At 47.8% G+C, this 15,578-nt stretch carries 13 protein-coding genes and 2 pseudogenes; 11 read left to right on the top strand and 4 right to left on the bottom strand.

Features of this window, described 5'->3' with window-relative positions:
• Positions 1 to 10 precede the first annotated feature (10 nt).
• The 9 genes and pseudogenes from J7438_RS10645 to J7438_RS10605 all read left to right on the top strand — a co-directional run bounded on the left by J7438_RS10645 (position 11) and on the right by J7438_RS10605 (position 8,591).
• Positions 11 to 1,183 carry an NADH:ubiquinone reductase (Na(+)-transporting) subunit B gene (locus J7438_RS10645; RefSeq protein WP_209276550.1) on the top strand — a complete coding sequence of 391 codons (1,173 nt, stop codon included), beginning with the start codon at positions 11 to 13 and terminating at the stop codon, positions 1,181 to 1,183.
• Positions 1,183 to 1,974, top strand: coding sequence for a Na(+)-translocating NADH-quinone reductase subunit C (locus tag J7438_RS10640; protein WP_286196520.1), 792 nt, complete (start codon positions 1,183 to 1,185; stop codon positions 1,972 to 1,974). Before J7438_RS10645 ends, J7438_RS10640 begins: the two co-directional genes overlap by 1 nt.
• A complete protein-coding gene (locus tag J7438_RS10635) occupies positions 1,974 to 2,639 on the top strand; it encodes an NADH:ubiquinone reductase (Na(+)-transporting) subunit D (protein ID WP_209200876.1) in 666 nt (221 codons plus the stop codon). The genes J7438_RS10640 and J7438_RS10635 overlap by 1 nt, the downstream gene beginning before the upstream one ends.
• Before the next feature lie 3 nt (positions 2,640 to 2,642).
• Positions 2,643 to 3,239 carry an NADH:ubiquinone reductase (Na(+)-transporting) subunit E gene (nqrE, locus tag J7438_RS10630; RefSeq protein ID WP_209200877.1) on the top strand — a complete coding sequence of 199 codons (597 nt, stop codon included), beginning with the start codon at positions 2,643 to 2,645 and terminating at the stop codon, positions 3,237 to 3,239.
• Between the two features lie 16 nt (positions 3,240 to 3,255).
• Positions 3,256 to 4,482 (top strand): NADH:ubiquinone reductase (Na(+)-transporting) subunit F, encoded by a 1,227-nt coding sequence (gene nqrF / locus J7438_RS10625; protein WP_209276519.1) that lies wholly within the window; start codon positions 3,256 to 3,258, stop codon positions 4,480 to 4,482.
• A 215-nt stretch (positions 4,483 to 4,697) separates the two neighbouring features.
• Positions 4,698 to 5,969, top strand: a complete 1,272-nt coding sequence (locus J7438_RS10620; protein WP_209276518.1) for an ankyrin repeat domain-containing protein — start codon at positions 4,698 to 4,700, stop codon at positions 5,967 to 5,969.
• Positions 5,970 to 6,030: 61 nt separating this feature from the next.
• Positions 6,031 to 6,165, top strand: a pseudogene (locus tag J7438_RS10615) (NADH:ubiquinone reductase (Na(+)-transporting) subunit F); the annotation flags it as partial.
• Between the two features lie 351 nt (positions 6,166 to 6,516).
• Complete coding sequence (locus J7438_RS10610) at positions 6,517 to 7,590, top strand: ShET2/EspL2 family type III secretion system effector toxin (protein ID WP_209276517.1); 1,074 nt, start codon at positions 6,517 to 6,519, stop codon at positions 7,588 to 7,590.
• A 236-nt stretch (positions 7,591 to 7,826) separates the two neighbouring features.
• Positions 7,827 to 8,591, top strand: coding sequence for an SDR family oxidoreductase (locus J7438_RS10605; protein ID WP_209276516.1), 765 nt, complete (start codon positions 7,827 to 7,829; stop codon positions 8,589 to 8,591).
• 19 nt (positions 8,592 to 8,610) lie between these two features.
• On the opposite strand, the gene J7438_RS10600 is transcribed toward J7438_RS10605, so the two are convergent.
• Complete coding sequence (locus J7438_RS10600; protein ID WP_209276515.1) at positions 8,611 to 9,255, bottom strand: hypothetical protein; 645 nt, start codon at positions 9,253 to 9,255, stop codon at positions 8,611 to 8,613.
• Positions 9,256 to 9,774: 519 nt separating this feature from the next.
• On the bottom strand, positions 9,775 to 10,389 hold the full coding sequence (locus J7438_RS10595; RefSeq protein WP_209276514.1) for a LysM peptidoglycan-binding domain-containing protein: 615 nt from the start codon (positions 10,387 to 10,389) through the stop codon (positions 9,775 to 9,777).
• Positions 10,390 to 10,834: 445 nt separating this feature from the next.
• On the opposite strand from J7438_RS10595, the gene J7438_RS10590 reads away from it, so the two are divergent.
• Positions 10,835 to 11,812, top strand: coding sequence for an NAD(P)/FAD-dependent oxidoreductase (locus J7438_RS10590; RefSeq protein WP_209200885.1), 978 nt, complete (start codon positions 10,835 to 10,837; stop codon positions 11,810 to 11,812).
• 13 nt (positions 11,813 to 11,825) lie between these two features.
• Here J7438_RS10590 and J7438_RS10585 read toward each other — a convergent pair whose 3' ends face one another.
• Positions 11,826 to 12,095, bottom strand: a complete 270-nt coding sequence (locus tag J7438_RS10585) for a hypothetical protein (RefSeq protein WP_209200955.1) — start codon at positions 12,093 to 12,095, stop codon at positions 11,826 to 11,828.
• Here J7438_RS10585 and J7438_RS10580 point away from each other — a divergent pair.
• Positions 12,051 to 12,260 (top strand): annotated as a pseudogene (locus J7438_RS10580) (peptidylprolyl isomerase); the annotation flags it as partial. The gene J7438_RS10585 and the pseudogene J7438_RS10580 overlap by 45 nt on opposite strands.
• A 7-nt stretch (positions 12,261 to 12,267) precedes the next feature.
• On the opposite strand, the gene J7438_RS10575 reads toward J7438_RS10580, so the two are convergent.
• On the bottom strand, positions 12,268 to 15,573 hold the full coding sequence (locus J7438_RS10575; protein ID WP_209276513.1) for an ImcF-related family protein: 3,306 nt from the start codon (positions 15,571 to 15,573) through the stop codon (positions 12,268 to 12,270).
• Positions 15,574 to 15,578 lie beyond the last annotated feature (5 nt).

The raw sequence follows: 15,578 nt of genomic DNA, 5'->3' as shown, positions 1-15,578 counted from the left end.
CCTTGACTCGATGGAACCCCATTTCGTCAAGGGCGGTAAATACGAAAAATTCTATGCGTTGTATGAAGCCGCTGACACGCTGTTCTATACACCGCTGGACAAAACCCATAACACCAGTCACGTGCGTGATGCGGTTGATCTGAAGCGCATGATGGGGCTGGTCTGGTTATGTACCTTCCCGGCCATGTTCTTTGGTATGTGGAACGTGGGTTATCAGGCAAACACGGCCATTGCCAATGGTCTGGGCACTGTCCCGGCTGACTGGCACGGTATGCTGATTGCCATGCTGGCCGGTAATGATCCTGCCAGTATCTGGGATAACCTGATCTATGGTGCTGTTCACTTCCTGCCCATCTACGCAGTGACTTTCTTTGTCGGTGGTTTCTGGGAAGTACTGTTTGCCATTATCCGTAAGCATGAAGTGAATGAAGGTTTCTTCGTTACCTCTGTGCTGTTTGCCCTGATTGTGCCACCCTCCATCCCGCTCTGGCAGGTAGCCCTGGGTATCTCCTTCGGTGTCGTTATCGGTAAGGAAGTATTCGGTGGTACGGGCAAGAACTTCCTGAATCCGGCGCTGACTGGCCGTGCGTTCCTGTTCTTCGCTTATCCGGCGCAGATTTCCGGTGACCTGGTATGGACTGCGGCTGACGGCTTCTCCGGTGCCACCATGTTGAGCGTTACCCAGCAGGGCGGTATGGAAGCATTGCAACAGTCCATCAGCTGGATTCAGGCGTTTGTTGGCGTGATGCAGGGGTCTGTGGGCGAGACATCGACACTGGCTATCTTTATCGGTGGTGCGGTTCTGCTGTTCTCCGGTATTGCTTCCTGGAGAATTGTTGCGGGTACCATGATCGGTATGATTGCCCTGTCTACCCTGTTCAACCTGATCGGTTCTGACACCAATTACATGTTCCATATGCCATGGTACTGGCACATGGTCCTGGGTGGATTTGCCTTCGGTCTGATCTTCATGACCACGGATCCGGTATCGGCGTCCATGACTAACCAGGGCCGCTGGTTCTACGGTGCGCTGATTGGTGTCATGGTTGTCCTGATTCGAGTGGTGAACCCTGCGTATCCGGAAGGGATGATGCTGGCCATTCTGTTTGCCAACCTGTTTGCGCCGCTGATTGACCACTTTGTGGTAGAGGCCAATATCAAGCGTCGGGAGGCTCGGGCCTGATGGGAAACGATACGATTAAAAAGACGCTGCTGGTCACGGTGGTACTGTCACTGATCTGTTCGGTGCTGGTATCCATGGCGGCAGTATTTCTGAAGCCGGTTCAGGACCGGAACATCAAGCTGGACGTTCAGCGTAACATTCTGGATATCGCCGGTCTGAGCACTGATGCCAGGGCGCTGAGTCCTGCTGAAATTGCTGAACTGTACCAGCAGATCCAACCACGGCTGGTGGATCTGAAAACCGGTAAGTTTGTTGATCAAGCCAATGGCCTGACCGTAGACCAGTACGATCAGCGTACTGCCGCCAAAGATGCCAAGACGTCCAGAGCCCTGGGCAGTGCCGACATCGCGGGTATTTCCCGTCAGGCGGACGTGGCCAAGGTCTACCTGGTAGAACAGGATGGTCAGATGCAGACACTGATCCTGCCCGTTCACGGCCGTGGTCTGTGGTCTACCATGTACGGATTCCTGGCGCTGGAAAACAACCTGAACACCGTGAAAGGTTTCGGATTCTTTGAGCAGGCGGAAACCCCCGGACTGGGTGGTGAAGTCAGCAACCCGGTCTGGAAATCCCGCTGGGTTGGCAAGGAAATCTACAGTGTTGATGGCAAGGTAGCGCTGCACGTTATTAAAGGTGGCGTTGACTCAACCAACCCGGGGGCCGTAAACCAGATTGATGGCCTGGCGGGCGCGACGTTGACTGCCAACGGTGTCAGCAACCTGATCAAGTTCTGGTTGTCCGATGCCGGCTTTAAACTGTTCCTGAATAATCTGAAAGCGGGGAATGCATAATGTCTGTGAAGACCAAAGATATCCTGCTGGAACCGGTTGTTAAGAATAACCCTATTACCCTGCAGATTCTGGGTATCTGTTCTGCGCTGGCGGTCACCACCAGCATGCAGGTCAGCCTGGTGATGGCACTGGCAGTTATCGGGGTAACCACCTGTTCCAACCTGGCAGTTTCCCTGATCCGTAACCACATTCCCAACAGCATCCGTATTATCTGTCAGATGACGGTTATCGCCTCGCTGGTCATTGTGGTTGACCAGATCCTGAAAGCTTACGCTTACGACATCTCCAAGCAGTTGTCGGTATTCGTTGGCCTGATCATTACCAACTGTATCGTCATGGGTCGTGCAGAAGCCTTCGCCATGAAGAACGGCCCAACGCTGTCAGCCCTGGATGGTTTTGGTAACGGTCTGGGCTATGGCTGTGTGCTGATGATTGTTGCTTTCTTCCGTGAGCTGTTTGGTGCGGGCAACCTGTTTGGTATGGAAATCTTCGCAACCGTGAACAACGGTGGCTGGTATGTTCCCAACGGCCTGATGCTGCTGGCACCCAGTGCCTTCTTCCTGATCGGTCTGCTGATCTGGGCGATTCGCAGCTGGAAGACAGATCAGGTTGAAGAGGTGGAATTCAAGATTGCACCCAATACCAAATTCAGTGAGGCGCACTAAGTCATGGAACATTTTATTTCGCTATTTGTGAAAGCAGTGTTCGTGGAAAACATGGCGCTGGCTTTCTTCCTGGGGATGTGTACCTTCCTGGCCGTATCCAAGCAGGTGAAAACTGCCCTGGGTCTGGGGGTTGCGGTGGTTGCCGTACTGACCATCACCGTGCCCATTAACAATGTCATTTACCAGAACATCCTGAAAGACGGGGCACTGGTTGCCGGTGTTGACCTGAGCTTCCTGGGCCTGATCACCTACATCGGTGTTATTGCTGCCCTGGTACAGATTCTGGAAATGTTCCTGGATAAATTTGTACCTGCTCTTTACAACGCGCTGGGCGTGTTTCTGCCATTGATTACCGTAAACTGCGCTATTATGGGTGCGTCATTGTTCATGGTTCAGCGTGACTACAACCTCGGTGAATCCGTGGTTTATGGTTTCGGTGCTGGTGTGGGCTGGGCTCTGGCCATTGCTGCACTGGCGGGCATTCGTGAAAAGCTCAAGTACAGTGATGTACCTGCAGGACTGAGAGGTCTGGGCATTACCTTCATTACCGTTGGTTTGATGTCCCTGGGCTTCCTGTCGTTCTCTGGCGTACAGCTGTAAGGGGGATTGGGACGATATGGATTTAAATATTATCTATGGCGTTGCCATGTTTACCATTATCGTACTGGCACTGGTGTTGGTTATCCTCGCCGCCCGTTCGAAACTGGTGAGTATGGGTGACGTGACCATCGGGATTAACGAAGATCCCGGCAAGGCCGTGACCACAGCTGCCGGTGGCAAGCTGCTCAACACCCTGTCCAGCGCCGGGGTATTCCTGCCGTCCGCCTGTGGTGGCGGTGGCACCTGTGCGCAGTGCAAGTGTAAGGTGCTGTCCGGTGGTGGGGAAATGCTGCCAACCGAGCGCTCTCACTTTACCAAACGTGAAGAGAAGGAAGGCTGGCGCCTGTCCTGCCAGGTGGCGGTTAAGCAGGACATGGAAATTGAAGTCGAAGAAGAACTCTTCGGCGTCAAGAAGTGGGAGTGTGAAGTTGTTTCCAATGACAACGTAGCCACTTTCATCAAGGAGTTGGTACTGAAACTGCCAGAAGGTGAAGACGTTAACTTCCGTGCCGGTGGTTACGTCCAGCTGGAATGTCCTCCTCATACCGTAGAGTACAAAACCTTCGATGTCGCCGAAGAATACCGTGGTGACTGGGATAAGTTTAACCAGTGGCAGTACGTTTCCAAAGTGGATGAGGAAACCATTCGTGCCTACTCCATGGCCAACTATCCGGAAGAGAAAGGGTTGCTGAAGTTCAATATCCGTATTGCTTCACCACCTCCGGGTACTAACTTCCCGCCTGGCAAGATGTCTTCGTTCGTCTTCAACCTGAAGCCCGGCGACAAGATGACCGTGTACGGGCCGTTCGGTGAGTTCTTCGCCAAAGAAACCGACAACGAAATGGTCTTTGTCGGTGGTGGTGCTGGTATGGCACCTATGCGTTCGCACATCTTTGACCAGCTGAAGCGTCTGTCTTCTACCCGTAAGATCTCTTTCTGGTACGGTGCCCGCTCCCTGCGTGAAGCCTTCTACGTGGATGAGTTTGATAAGCTGGCCGAAGAGAACGAGAACTTCAGCTGGCACCTGGCGCTGTCCGATCCGCTGCCAGAAGATAACTGGACCGGCTACACCGGCTTTATCCATCAGGTTCTGTTTGATAACTACCTGAAAGATCATCCGGCCCCGGAAGACTGTGAGTTCTACATGTGTGGACCACCCATGATGAACGCAGCCGTTATCAAGATGCTGGAAGATCAGGGCGTAGAGCCTGAAAACATCCTGCTGGATGATTTCGGTGGCTAAACTCTGGCTTTAATGAAGTAAAGGCCGGTGCTCTTTGAGCCCGGCTTTTTTTATAGGCAATATTTATAGCAATACGCCTCACTCATGCTTTTGCGGTAGAACCCATGCTGATGGTGTCTCTGTAAAGGCACTCGTCATGATGGAATTTTCTATTTTGTTTATTGTCCAAAAGCACCCAACCAAACCGCGAATCGCGAACAAACAGAGGTGTGAAAATGGAGAGTGTCAGCGCTAACATCAACAACCCTTCGTTTGATAGCATTATCCGCCAGGACGAAGATGTTTCCACCGCAGGGCAATTTGCTTCCTGGTCGCGGGTCGAAATGTCTGGTCCGGATGGATGGCAGCTTCCTCCTGATCATATTGACCATACCGCGGATCAGGAGCCCTCCAAACTGAATCAACGGGGCTGTGTCGAATGTCATCAGCAGCCCCGATCGTCGCTTCCCCATCAATCCGGGCCATCGTCTGGTATCCCGGCACTGGAAAGCGCCCTTCGCACTGGAGATATGCAAGCCCTCGAAAAGAGTCTGACAATAAACAGTGATCGTGGTGTCAACATACATGAATATGGCCACTTGCTTTTTATCGCTTTGGAGGCAAAAAATTATGCAGGCTTTAAACGATTGTGTGAGGCGGGTGCCAATGTCAATGTTACTAATAAGGTTGGCCAAACGCCCCTGCATATAACCGCCTTCGAGGGCAAAGCGGATTACCTGCAACTACTGATTGATTTCGGCGCAAAGGTCAATGCCGCTAATGAGCGCGGCTACACCCCTTTGCACCGGGCCTGCATAAACGATAACGTCGGCTGCGCGCAACGACTGATTGACTGCCAGGCGGATGTCAATGCCGCCGGTAATTACCCTCGCACGCCCATGCACCTGGCTGCATATACCGATAGCAGCAACTGCCTGCAACTACTTATCGACTTCGGGGCAACGGTTAATGCCACTAATAGCCTCAGCGAAACCCCTCTGCACTGCGCCGTCAGAAGAGGCAACGCCAAAAGTATGAGGGTACTGCTCAATACTGAAGAGGTGAATGTCAATGCCATCGCTAAGTTAGGCCACACGCCTCTGCACATGGCAGCCAGAGAGAACAGAAGCGATATCCTGGATGAACTGCTCACTCACAGTGAAGTGAATGTCAATGCCACCGATTTTTGCGGCGAAACACCGTTGCACATCGCCGCCAAAGGAGATAAAACCCATAGTGTGCAAGCGTTACTCAAAAACAGCAAAGTGCTTGTCAATGCCAAAAATAATTTTGGCAAAACCCCCCTGAGTTCGGCCGCCCAAAAGGGCAAGGCTGGTAACTTGAAGTTGCTGCTCACTAGCCCGGAGGTGAATATCAATGTCATCGATTCAATGGGTTTTACGCCCCTGGACTGGGCCATTAGTGAAGGTCGCGACCGATGTGTAGAACTCCTGCTTGCCAAAGGGGCAAAAAAGTCGGAGGAACTGTGGCGATGCCGTATTTTGTGAGGGTAATAAACACCAGTAGGTAAAACCGTAACCGAACACGGGCCGAAAACACCTGCAAAGCAAAGATCATCCGGCCCCGGAAGACTGCGAGTTCTACATGTGTGGACCACCCATGATGAACGCAGCCGTTATCATGATGCTGGAAGATCAGGGCGTAGAGCCTGAAAACATCCTGCTGGATGATTTTGGCGGCTAAATCTATGACTTGCAGCTGATATTTCAGAAAAGCCTGTTCTCTTGGGAGCTGGCTTTTTTTGTCTGGGTAATTTCTTAATGCGAATTGATAACAGAGGGAAGCTATTACCGGTCTTCACCACCCCTTGATAACATTTTTATTTTAAACGATTAAAAATCATGCCAATCATCTATTCGAATGTAATATATATCAAAATCAGATGGTTAAGTCATTTTGGTGGTGAAAGTGGGCTCTTAAGTACTTTCGTATTCTAATTATCTGTGTTCTGGAAGTATCTATGATTCCGGATTTCATACAGAATCTATAATTAAATAATTTTAGCTAGGTAAATACTGATAAGGGCAGTAAGAAATGGACGCAATAAAGTTGGGTGTCTTACCAGCTATGTCACACTCATGGCATCGTCATGACGAGTCATGGTTTTTAGTAAGGGCGATCAAAACCATTGTTAATGGTATAAAAGCACTGTTTAGTAGATATACTGTCAGTGTTCTTGGTGATGTCACTCCGCGTTTGGTATTAGAAAACCCCAATTCAAGATATGCCAAAGTGTTATGTAAACCCCTGAGTGCATACCAGATCAATATCGTTCAAACATTTAGTGATAAAGGGAAGTATTTGGCTGATAAGATTAAGCAGTTGTGTAATAAAGGCCGCACTGTGGAAGTAAAATTGGCATTCAGGCCAGATGGTGTTGAAGCTGTGCCTATGTACTATTCAAAGAATGAAATTTCTAAGAATTTGAATGGTAAAGTTCATCGATCTTTCTTTGATGCTGAAGATAGTGGTAAGCTTATAAAGTGTCGGCACTTATCCATGGGTTATGTTACTGGCGCTTTTGGTCGTGGTAAGCATACATTCAGTTCCATTGATACCCCGTCAGCACTGAAGTTTTTCTCTGGTAAACTTCCAACAGATAAAGATTTAGTTGCTCGTTGGAGGAAACCATCCAGTGAAGGTTACTATTTTACCAAATCAACTATCAGTCATGCTATTCAGTCAATTGCCAGGAAGTATTGGGATATGCCAAATGCTACTGAGAAAAACTTCATGGTTTTGATTCCAAAGCATATCATGGGCTTGCGATTTAAAAAGCAGGAGGGATGTCTCAAAGTGATTTTTTATGAACCTAATGATACAGGAAGGCATAGAACTTTTTCATTGTATGATCCTGATAATGCATGTGCTCTTGAGCTTAATGATTTTTTTGGTCTTTGGCACGATGATGATCTACATAAATTGGATTCAGGAATTATTATCAGTGATGATACTCAGGAGCATTTTGAACAATGTAATGTCAATGTATTTGGTGATGTGGATTTTCAATCAATTTATAATATTACCAACATAGCTGGCCACAAAGATCATCCAAAAATCCAGTCAGCACGCAAAATAAAACCAGGAGTGAACAGGAGGCAAGGGTAATCAATCACTGAACGGCAATGAATTAAATGTTTTGACTGTTGATAGAGCCATATTATCTGTATAAAAATTAATCCCGGTGTGAGATTCTTAGGATACTGATTGATCCTTCGTCATTATTGCATGTGCATTGGCAGGTTATTATTTATGGTGTCTTCATGCTTATGACGTCATAATAAAATATTTGAAGACACGAATAGTGTACACTACCTGGCATTAATGAAATGGAGTTATGCAGAATGAGTTCTTCCACCGTTTTGATCACCGGGGCAACCTCTGGTTTTGGCCTCGCCAGTGCCCGGTTATTTGCTCAATATGGCCACTCCCTGATAATCACTGGTCGCCGTTCAGAACGTCTGCTGGCACTGGCGGAAGAGTTGACACCTGAAGTACCGGTTCACAGTGTCACTTTGGACGTTCGCGATGCCGGGGCAGTATCAGAAATGGTGGATTCACTGCCTGATGAATTTCGCAATATTGAGGTTCTGGTCAATAATGCCGGACTTGCGCTGGGTGCTGGTCCTGCATGGGAAGCCAGCCTGGAAGACTGGCACACCATGATTGATACCAACGTGACCGGTCTGGTGAATGTCACCCATAAGTTGCTGCCCATTTTACGTGAGCAACCCAAAGCTACCATTATTAACCTGGCGTCGGTGGCCGCTAACTGGGCTTATCCGGGCAGCCATGTCTATGGGGGGAGTAAGGCTTTCGTCGCCCAGTTTTCCCGTAACCTCCGCTGTGACCTGGCTGGCAGCGGCGTACGTGTGACCAGTCTTGAGCCAGGCATGTGTGAAACCGAGTTTTCACTGGTTCGTTTTAAAGGAGATAAGGCGAAAAGTGACAGTATTTATCAAGGAGTTAACCCACTTCGTCCGGAAGACATTGCGGATATCATTTTCTGGATTGCTCGACAGCCAGCGCATATCAATATCAACAGTCTGGAAGTGATGCCAACTTCTCAAGCGTGGGATAACTTCAAGGTGGTCCGAAAAATGGACTGATGGGAAGTTATCCCGGGGATTAGCTGGTTGTGTTACCTTTGATGTTCTGGGGAAACAGGGTTTTTGCCATACTCTCTATTATTTTTTTGCGTTTCATTCGGCTTTCCCTTTTGCTGTTCCTTTGGCGTTCACGGTATTCGGGATCTTTGCGAAGCTCCCTTTGACGATCTCTTTGACGTTTCCTTATGCGCTCTGCGTAATCGGGATCATTATGGTAGCGCTCCTTCTGGCGCTTCCTTTGGCGCTCTGCATACTCGGGATAAGTTTGGTAGTAATTAATTTTGCACCCATCCTTGCGCTTTGCGTAAATAGGCTCCTGGCGAGGAACCCTTTGGTGATCAATGATTGAAGAGCTACCATCCGTAATTTCTTCTCTCTGAGTCGACTGGTTATTACTTGTAGGCTGATTCAGGTTTAGCGGGTTAACTACAGCAACTGGTCCTGAATCTTGTGGATTAAAGAATACGACAGGAGGATGAGTTAACCAGTAATCTGGATTGTAATGGTGCGCTGTTGTTCGTTTCTTGATCTCTGACTCACTTTTCGGGACTGACGGCTGAGTAAAGCAGATGTCTGTTATTGGTGGCAGGGCACCATTATCGGGTTGATTGCTATATTCCCGGGGTACATATTTCTCATGAGCTGGTGGTGGTATCTCATACATATCAATTCCGGAAGAGCCTGCTGGATTAGCTGATGCCACAGGTGCAATCTCATATTCCTTTAATAGACCGGAAAAGCCAGTGCCATAATGATGTATGGCTGATTGATTATGATAAACAGAAAAAGGATCATCCATCCTCTGAACAGACATACCCTGGAACGCGGGTTGTTGTCTGCTATCGTAAAACTGAAAATTCTGTTCTAAACCTAATGATCCGTTATAAAGATCAAAAAAAGCAGGATTGAATGAAGATGACTTATTTTGGAAATTCATTGAATTATTGAATTGCTGAATTATTTCTTAAGACATCTCTTTCTTGTAAAAGTTCTTATCAAACACAGTTTATTTAATATTTGCGTTAACCAGGCATATAAATTGGCTATGACTATGAGCAGTTGTGATGTAAAACGAATTCAAAATGCAGCCTCTCAAGAATGTGGAGGCTGGTGGAAGTGGCAGAGAGGTCATTGATGGTAACGTCAATGACCTCTTTCAGAGTATGAGGCAGCCGTTGTCTGTTTAGTAATTGATAACTGGCAAGTATATTGTGAATCCGGCAAAAATTTTATCCGGATCTTTTATCAAACGGGTGTTGTTCTTCCAGATGGCTTTCCAGTGACGGCTTGAACCGTATGTATTTCTGGCAATAGAGGCTAACGTATCCCCACGCTTTATAAGGTATGGATCCCCTTTTTTGCTTTGAACGAATTTATCCGCTGGTTCTGGAAAAGTTAAGGTTACTCCCTTTTTTATTACATTTTCAGAATCAATTTTTTCGGAATTTGCATTCTTAATGACTATCCATTGTTCATAATCGCCGTATATCTCAAATGCAATTTTCATCAGAGTGTCATTTTGGTTGACGGTGTAATAGCCAAGACTATAAGAAAGGTCGTTTATATCTGAACCTGATGTGGCAAAATTCGATAGTTTATAGAGCTTGGATTTTGCATCATTTTCTGTATAGGTGTCTGAAAATGAATAATTTTCTTTTATTTTTGCGGTCTTTGCCTGGCTGGGGTTTTCAGAAAGTGGTGATGACTCTTTGTCTCTGTTAATCGTGCCTTCTCTTTGCTTTGAATCAGAGCAGGCAGCCAAGCCAACTGCCAGACCGATGATCAATAAGCTTTTCATATATACACCTGGATAAAATATTTTTGAATGAAGTGATCTTATTGTTGGTGAGGAAAATGAATAAATAAAGGTTGTTTGGTTTATTTGACTGGTCAGGTATTAACTATGACTTAACAATTACGTCAGGTATGCTTTATTGACAGTCATCTCTGTTACTGGTCTGGAGTTACTTAATCCAATTGCCTCATTTTCAATTCATTGAGCAAGGTTAGAGCCGGGTCATCCGGTACCCTCAGCAGCTCTTTCCTGATGACCATCAAACCCCCGGATCGCGTCGGAAAACGTAATTAGTACATTTTACATCTATTTGTGCGGCCTCCACGTAGAGGTGGGTTGCAACTTTGCAAATTTTTCCGCAATCTGCTTGCCAGATGAAAATGGTATAAAAAAACGTGGCATTCACGTTTCGTTGAGAGGGCCGGATGATAAGTAACGAGGAATACCCATGAAAGTTGCACTGATTGGAGCCGGACTTTCCGGGATAAAGGCCGCAAGTCTGTTGGCGGAATTGGGGCATGAAGTGACTGTCTTTGAGAAAAGTCGCGGATTAGGTGGGCGGTTAGCCAATCGACGGGAAGCATGGGGTAAGCTGGATATTGGTGCCCAGTACTTTACCGCCAGGGATCCGGGGTTTCAGAAACAGGTAGAGCTCTGGCTGCAAGCGTCTGCTGTACAGGTCTGGGATTTTTCACCCTATTGTGTTGAACAGGGAACATTAACACCGTCACCGGATGAAACGGTGCGCTATATTGGTTCTCCGTTAATGAATCAGCTGGTTTATTGTTTGAGCAGCAACATTGCCGTTAACTTCCGATGTCACATCTCGAAGGTGGAAAAGAGCCGGGAAGGGTGGCGGCTGTTGTCTGACAATGGTGCGCTTTTTTCCGGCTTCGATTGGTTGATTGTCAGTAGTCCTGCAGAGCAAAGCCGTACCCTGCTTGATAGCTGTTCTGATGTGATGGCTCTTGTACCTGAGGCCGTCCATCAACCCTGCTGGGCAGCAGGCCTTGCTACCCAGGGGAAAATTCCAGAAGATGTGCAGGGTATCTTTGGTGATAAAACGGTCCGCTGGGCTTCGCGGTTATCCAGCCGACCCGGTTTTATTAAAGCGCCGGATGTTGACGATGTGTGGATGTTGCATTTCTCGCCAGAGTGGTCTGAACAACAGGGTAAGGAAACGGCAGTGGACATTGGTCAGACAGGTTTGAACTGGCTGCAGACAATAATGGCTACCGGGCTTGAGAAAACTGCGGAATATCGACATTACTGGCGCTATGCCAATATTAAGCCAGTAACCTTTGAGCAACCTTATCTTCTGGATGAACGTCAGCGGCTTGCGGTCATTGGTGCCTGGTGTGCGGGTGGCAGGGTTGAGGGGGCCTGGTTATCAGCGCAGAAGTGTATACAGGATCTGTCGGGTTAATGATGAACAGATCTCACCATGATCGTTGATCGCCCCCGCCTTCTGCGAGGTCCTGATAAATCTCTGTCACGGTATCTACGATCTGAGCCAGATCTATCCGGGTAAAACGGCTTCTGCGCGCGCCAGACTCGATCTGAGTGATTCGCAGCAATTCATCAAAAATGGAGGTCAGTCGTTGTGAGTCCTCAAGGGCATGATCAAGATGGCTGAAAAAATCTTTAGCCTTGCTGGAGTGAAACAGCTTAAGAAAGGTGCCAAATTCGATGTCCTGGCAAAGAGGCATTCCACTTGCCCTTCTGGTAAAAAAGGCAGACACCTGGGAGAGTTCAGGAAAGGGCAGATGGTGCCAGCCTTTGATAAGGTGTGTTTTACCGGCGAGTTACTGACACACCATCTGGTGAAAACCAAATTCGGCTGGCATGTGGACAAGGTGCTTTACCGAACCTGAGTAAAGTTCAAACGCCAAAAACAGCTTTAGGTATGGTAATACGCTTAAAACTGGAGAGCAGGGCTTCAAGATTTTTGTTGGAAGCAGATTGAAGCTCTATTGAAGATTCATAATTATCCTGTTTATGATGCAGGATAATCGTGTCACCATTTTTCTCCCCGGCAGATTCCCGAATGAACCTGAGCCATGCCCACGGACCAGAGTAGGTTTTGGCAGCCTGCTGTTGAGCCACATCATGGAATGATGAACTCAGTATTCGGTCATCGTCATTCATTCGATAAATACTTTTCTGCCATAACGATGGGCCGTGATTGTAAATTATTTTTTTGTACCCGTCGTCCAACTGGTAATGGGTTGAATCTGAACTTAAGGAGAATACCCGAATATTTATTGAATTATCAGCCATGGTTCCGGTGTCATTGAAAAAGAAGCGTTTAATCACCCGGGCATGGTTAAAGAATACCTGTAGTTCAGGGCTAAGGCGGAAATCCTGATGCTCCAGGAGTTGAAGCCGATTGGCGTTGACTTGAAAAGGCTTTAAGTAAGACGAATAAAAATTATCTATCCAGCCTCCCGGACCGAAAGCCGCTTGAAATGCATCAGGCTCTATTTGCAGTGAGCCATTGCCATAAACCGGGAACCGGCCGGCAATGGTCTGGTGCCATGGAGACACTAACTCAGTTAACCACTGATTCTCTATATATTGTTTAGCCAGCCGGAAATAGACACTGCCCCATTGCGAAACCAGCTGTTTGATCCATTGCCGGACGGCCACCGGCTGCCCTTCAGCCAGCAAAGTAAGAGCCAGCACCGGGTGATGCCCATTAAGCAGCTGACGAACCTGTTTGAAAGCAATCACGGTGGGGTTATCAGCACTGCGAAGGTGGATCAGGTTTTCAAGAATTTCTTCCAGATGTTTGTGCAGATTGCGGAAAAATTCCCCGTTACTGTTTTCGTCAACCAGGCGGTGATAATCCGTAAATGCCAGTGACAGCAGTTGATTATGACCGGCGGAGCCACCGAGTTGGTTATAGGTCAGCAGAGTATTCTTTCCTTCACTGCTAAAACCATCTTCGCTACCGGGGTCATTGGTTTCTGCCGCTGTCTGGAACCTGGTGTGCTCTTTAACGGCACCCAGAACATCGGTTAATGGGGAAACACCCAGCAGCGCCAGCAAAGAGACGATATCGGTAAGCTCGTTTATGGTCGACGATCGGCGTATATGTATGCAGTTCAACAACTGATGCCAGTGAGTAATATATTCCTGGGCAAAAAGCTTTCTGACTGAGTCCAGGGTGTTCACTGCCAATGCTGTGGAGACATGGGCAGATTCTCCCTGTATTTTCAGGGTATCCTGAATGCTGTTGATGACCAGTGGTGCATCATGGTGTAGCTGTTTATTGTTCCAGCTGTTGGAGGTGAACAGTAACGGGTGGTATTTGTTGCAGGAGGAGGAATTACTCACTTCAAAAACATGACTGAAATGAGGTCCCATCAGGTTGGCAATAGCAATGGACTGTTTGAAATCAGGCATTACCTTCAGGCGATTGTAGATCAAAATGCTGGCTGTCATGCCTTGTAGCTGTTTTTGTGCTTTCTGTATTAATGCAGAGTCCGGCTGGTAATGGATATAATCTGGCAAGGTCAGGTAATCTGTAAGACGCTGCTCAAGTTGTTCAGAAAACGGCTGGTTTAAGCCCGCCGGTTGTGCCAGAAGAGACAGGGTGTGGTTGATTAATTCATGGGTTACCAGTTGGGATGAGTCAAATAGCATCATATAAAGCCGCAGACTTTCAAAAACCGGCACCGTGTTTCTTTTTTGATTCTGCAACTCCAGTGATTTGGCTAAAGCAGTAATCAGGTAAGGCGACAGTCTCAACTTTAACTGTTGATAGTAATAGCTTTTGAGCATTTCCTGTAACGGTTGGAGACTTCGACGACTGGCCACTAACATCCGGGGTGTTTGCTCGAACTCCGTCAATAAGTCTGCGAGAGAATTAAGCTTTGCCAGCGTGTCAGGCAATGAGCTGATACGGCCCTGGTCTCGCACCAGCAGATCAGTGTTGGCTTTGTAGGCCAGCAGTACCTGTCTGGTCTGGTTGGTCAGCTCTTTTCCAGCCGTGAAATTGCGATATAACCACCAACCGGAAAGACACAGCAACAGGCAACAGAAGCCGTAACCACTGAGGCCGGCAAAGCGATAGAAATAGTGTGCTTTTTTATTCATGCCAGCGCGGTTGGCAAGGGGGAGCAGAAACTGTTGGAAAATATTCTGCAGGAATGAACTGTGATACTCAGAACTGATGGTGTCGAACTTCTGCCGGTTACCGGAAGAAAACAGGGAGTGACAATAGGTGGCTGCGCAGTCATAACGGTTGTTGTCGTCGGGATTGCTCGGCGGGCAGATAAAATAGCCGGCAACATCCAGCCTGTTGGTCAGCAGGGTCTCTGAAGAACGGGCGATAAGCGGCTGAATCTGACTGCCAAATGTTGACAGTTGGAACAGTATTTCCAGACTGTCGTTTGCGTGTTGGGTGTTGTATATCAGGCCAATGAAATCTGACTGGCGTAGGTAAAGCTGTTGCAACAGTTTTTGCCAAGAAGAGTTAAACCAGAGTACTATTTTTTCGGTGCTGTCTTCTGGTCGTATAGCGCCTAACGAACAGGTAAGCTCATCCCTGTGCAAGCTTTTACAAAAGCTGTCATACCCGGGTAACTGGCGAATACCGGAGAGCATGAACAGGGTTGGCAGCTTTTGCTGTGCAGCGACAGCCGCCTGATTGCTGTATCTGCAGATACAATCAAGATAGGCCTCCTGCTTTTCAGGGCTCATGGAGAGGGTAGTCAGTGGTAAATCCAGCAGAATGCCATTAAAAGGCTGTCGTGGTCGTCTGTTCCTGACCATGGCAAGCATGGTGCTCCAGGAACAGTTGCTTTCTTCCAGTTCGTTGAGTTGTTTTACATGGAGCAACAGGCAGTCTTTACCGTGCCAGCCCTCGATGAACTTTTCCCCGGCAATTCGGGGCATGAATAACTCAAGTCCCATGGTCAGGAAAAACTGATCCAGGGCAGCGTTGTTATCAGAAAATACCAGGAATAATGGGCGATGATAGCGATTAGTACGGGAAATGTGTTTGCTGATAAATGCCGATATATAGCTCTGTGTGGCTCGCTCATCCTGTTCTCTGCGCTTCTGGAGCAGGGTAAAACAGAATGCTGTACAAAGGGAAATAATACTGACAGCTACCAGGCAGTAAAGTGTGACCTTCCATTTCAGCAACAACGCCAGCAACCCCAACGGGAATAAAGACACCACTC

Source organism: Thalassotalea sp. G20_0 (genome assembly GCF_017744175.1).
GTDB lineage: Bacteria > Pseudomonadota > Gammaproteobacteria > Pseudomonadales > Endozoicomonadaceae > Endozoicomonas.
Note: the sequence above shows the minus strand (reverse complement) of the source record. Positions and strands in the feature narration are given on the sequence as shown.

Excerpts from the sequence above, each read along its gene's own strand:
- J7438_RS10640 (WP_286196520.1), top strand. The coding sequence starts at position 1,183 with ATGGGAAACGATACGATTAAAAAGACGCTGCTGGTCACGGTGGTACTG.
- J7438_RS10610 (WP_209276517.1), top strand. The coding sequence starts at position 6,517 with ATGGACGCAATAAAGTTGGGTGTCTTACCAGCTATGTCACACTCATGG.
- nqrF (WP_209276519.1), top strand. The coding sequence starts at position 3,256 with ATGGATTTAAATATTATCTATGGCGTTGCCATGTTTACCATTATCGTA.
- nqrE (WP_209200877.1), top strand. The coding sequence starts at position 2,643 with ATGGAACATTTTATTTCGCTATTTGTGAAAGCAGTGTTCGTGGAAAAC.
- J7438_RS10585 (WP_209200955.1), bottom strand. The coding sequence starts at position 12,095 with ATGCCTCTTTGCCAGGACATCGAATTTGGCACCTTTCTTAAGCTGTTT.
- J7438_RS10620 (WP_209276518.1), top strand. The coding sequence starts at position 4,698 with ATGGAGAGTGTCAGCGCTAACATCAACAACCCTTCGTTTGATAGCATT.
- J7438_RS10595 (WP_209276514.1), bottom strand. The coding sequence starts at position 10,389 with ATGAAAAGCTTATTGATCATCGGTCTGGCAGTTGGCTTGGCTGCCTGC.
- J7438_RS10605 (WP_209276516.1), top strand. The coding sequence starts at position 7,827 with ATGAGTTCTTCCACCGTTTTGATCACCGGGGCAACCTCTGGTTTTGGC.
- J7438_RS10635 (WP_209200876.1), top strand. The coding sequence starts at position 1,974 with ATGTCTGTGAAGACCAAAGATATCCTGCTGGAACCGGTTGTTAAGAAT.
- J7438_RS10600 (WP_209276515.1), bottom strand. The coding sequence starts at position 9,255 with ATGTATGAGATACCACCACCAGCTCATGAGAAATATGTACCCCGGGAA.
- J7438_RS10590 (WP_209200885.1), top strand. The coding sequence starts at position 10,835 with ATGAAAGTTGCACTGATTGGAGCCGGACTTTCCGGGATAAAGGCCGCA.
- J7438_RS10645 (WP_209276550.1), top strand. The coding sequence starts at position 11 with ATGGAACCCCATTTCGTCAAGGGCGGTAAATACGAAAAATTCTATGCG.